3 protein-coding genes are annotated in these 2,556 nt (G+C 58.8%); all 3 read left to right on the top strand.

What is annotated here, in order from left to right; translation table 11 throughout:
- Positions 1–84: 84 nt before the first annotated feature.
- Genes tnpA through tnpC form a run of 3 tightly spaced genes read left to right on the top strand, consistent with a single transcriptional unit; the run spans position 85 to position 2,482 of the window.
- On the top strand, positions 85–507 hold the full coding sequence (gene tnpA, locus HGP16_RS33655; protein WP_168844259.1) for an IS66-like element accessory protein TnpA: 423 nt from the start codon (positions 85–87) through the stop codon (positions 505–507).
- The gene (gene tnpB / locus HGP16_RS33650) at positions 488–841 is read left to right on the top strand and encodes an IS66 family insertion sequence element accessory protein TnpB (protein WP_076846215.1); all 354 of its coding nucleotides are present in this window, start codon (positions 488–490) and stop codon (positions 839–841) included. Before tnpA ends, tnpB begins: the two co-directional genes overlap by 20 nt.
- Before the next feature lie 51 nt (positions 842–892).
- Complete coding sequence (tnpC, locus tag HGP16_RS33645; RefSeq protein ID WP_168844258.1) at positions 893–2,482, top strand: IS66 family transposase; 1,590 nt, start codon at positions 893–895, stop codon at positions 2,480–2,482.
- The last annotated feature ends 74 nt before the right edge of the window (positions 2,483–2,556 follow it).

Genomic DNA, 2,556 nt, shown 5'->3' with positions numbered 1-2,556 from the left:
GTAAGCGCGAATTTCGGTGCGCCTTTTGAGGCGCAGCGCTCTGAGGCATGAAGTGTCCACCAAAAAATAGGTGGACACCAAATCATGGATGAAGATGCTCCTAAATTGCAGGTGCGGCTTGTTGGTCGCGACGGCCGCCGTCGATATGACCCTGCCTCCCGAGATCAGCTTGTCGCAGCGTGTTTAGAGCCCGGCGTTTCGGTCTCGCGTCTAGCTCTAGAGCACGGCGTCAACGCCAATCTCGTTCGCAAGTGGGTGAAGAGAGCCAGAGAAGATCGTGCTTTGCCTGTGGTCTCGGCGTTCGTTCCGGTTCAGATAGCTGCAGATATGCACTCGTCTTCTGCCAGCGGTCCACTGACGAAGGCGGAGCCGGTCGGCAAACGATCTCATGCATCCAAGCTGAGCGCGGTGCTGCCGAACGGGGTCAGCCTGACGGTGGAATACAGCGATGTCGATGGCTTGGCGGCGATCATAGAAGCGTTGGGTCATGTTCAGACTGGGCGCTGATCTGAAGGTCTACCTCCATCGGGAGCCGATCGACTTCCGCGCGGGCATCAATAGCCTCGCGGTCCTGGTGCAAGAGGTGATGGAGCTGGACCCGTTTGCTCCATCAGTGTTTGCCTTCTGCAATCGCCGGCGTGATCGGGTGAAGCTTTTGTTCTTTGATCGGTCCGGGTTTGTTATGGTCCTGAAGAAATTGACGGAAGATAGGTTCAGGTGGCCACGCCGAGAGACTGCGGTGGTGACGCTGACGACAGAGCAACTTCACTGGATTCTCGACGGCATCGATATCGATGCGATGATCCGCCATCCCGTGCGGCAGTATCAGATCGCCGGCTGAGGATGGCGAATTGCGATTGACGCGCAGGGGCGGTTCAGATTCAAGAATCTGATGACTCGCACCAGCGAACCGAGCATTGCAGAACTGATGGCGCAATTGGCAGCCAATGCTGCCGAAATCGCTGCGCTCAAAGCCGAGAAGGAAGCGCTCTCGCAGCGGGTCGTCAAGCTTGAGGAGGAGCTGGCTCTTGCAAAGCTCCATCGCTTTGCACCCCGCAGCGAAAAGCACATTGATCGTCTCTTCAACGAGGCCGAAGAGGCTACAATCGAAGATGACGGCGAGGAAGGTGATGTTGTCGAGCTTCCGGACACCGGCCTGCCAGCGGTAGAAGGTCAGACGGGAAAGAAACGTGGACGCAGGCCTCTGCCGGCAGACCTGCCGCGCGAGCGTGTTGAATACGACCTTGCCGACGATCAGAAGGCTTGTCCCTGCTGCAACAGCCAAATGCATCGTATGGGCGAGGCCGTTAGCGAACAGCTTCATATCGAGGTCAAGGCAAAGGTCCTGCAGAATGTGCGGTTCAAATATGCCTGCCGCCACTGCGACCGCACCGGGATCAACACGCCTGTCGTAATCGCGCCTATGCCGACGCAGCCTCTGCCGGGCAGCATCGCCACCGCATCGACACTTGCCTTCGCGCTGGTCCACAAATACGTCGATGGCACGCCGCTTTACCGCGTGGCGCAAACATTCGAGCGGGCCGGTGTTCCGATCAGCCGCGGCGCTCTCGCTCACTGGGTGATCGGCTCAAGCGAGAAGCATCTGCACCGCATCTATGATGCCCTGAAACTGCGGTTGCGATCGCAGCCTCTCATTCATGGCGATGACACGACGGTCCAAGTCCTCAAGGAAAAGGACAAGGAAGCCACCAGCACGTCATACATGTGGGCCTATCGCAGCAGCGAGGATAGTGACGAGCCGATCGTGCTTCTCGACTACCAGCCCGGCCGCGGTCAGATCCACCCGCAGACCTTCCTTGGTGACTACCGGGGCATACTCGTCACTGATGGCTACACAGCCTGGCGCACATTGAATGGCGCAACCCATGTCGGATGCATGGCGCATTCCCGGCGGCGCTTCGTCGAGGCCCTCAAAACCAGGAAGAATGGAGGCGGACCGCCGGAACAGGCGCTCCGGTTCTTCGAGCAGCTCTACCACATCGAAAAGCAGGCAAGAGACAAAACCCCAGATGCCGGGGAGACGACGGCTGACTGCATTCGCCGTTTCCGCCAACAGCACAGCCTGCCTGTTCTGAATGCTCTGAAGGTGTGGCTCGACAATATCGCGCCAAAGGTCGTGCCGGATACAAAGCTCGGCGAAGCCGTGTCCTACACCCTGAACCAATGGGATTACCTGACACGCTACACCAGTGACGGCACGATGCCGATCGATAACAACATCTTGGAACGCGAGATCAGAGTTTTTGCCACCGGAAGAAAATCGTGGCTGTTCAGCGATACCGCTGACGGAGCCAGGGCCAGCGCCGTGATCTACAGTCTCATGCTGACTTGCCGCGCCTGTGGCGTCGACCCGCTCGCCTGGCTGCGCCACGTGCTCACAGAGTTGCCGCAGCGGGGCGAAGCGGCCGAAATCGGCGACCTGCTGCCGTTCAACTTCTCCAAGACTACTGCGGCCGGATAGAGCCGGATCTCGCTACCAATGCGCGCACGTTCATCGGTCTTGCGCCGTCAATGCGCATCGAAAATCGCGCTTAC

The sequence above is a fragment of the Rhizobium sp. P40RR-XXII genome (genome assembly GCF_012641405.1).
Lineage (GTDB): Bacteria > Pseudomonadota > Alphaproteobacteria > Rhizobiales > Rhizobiaceae > Rhizobium.
The sequence above is the reverse complement of the archived record's forward strand: the minus strand, read 5'-3'. Positions and strand labels throughout refer to the sequence as shown.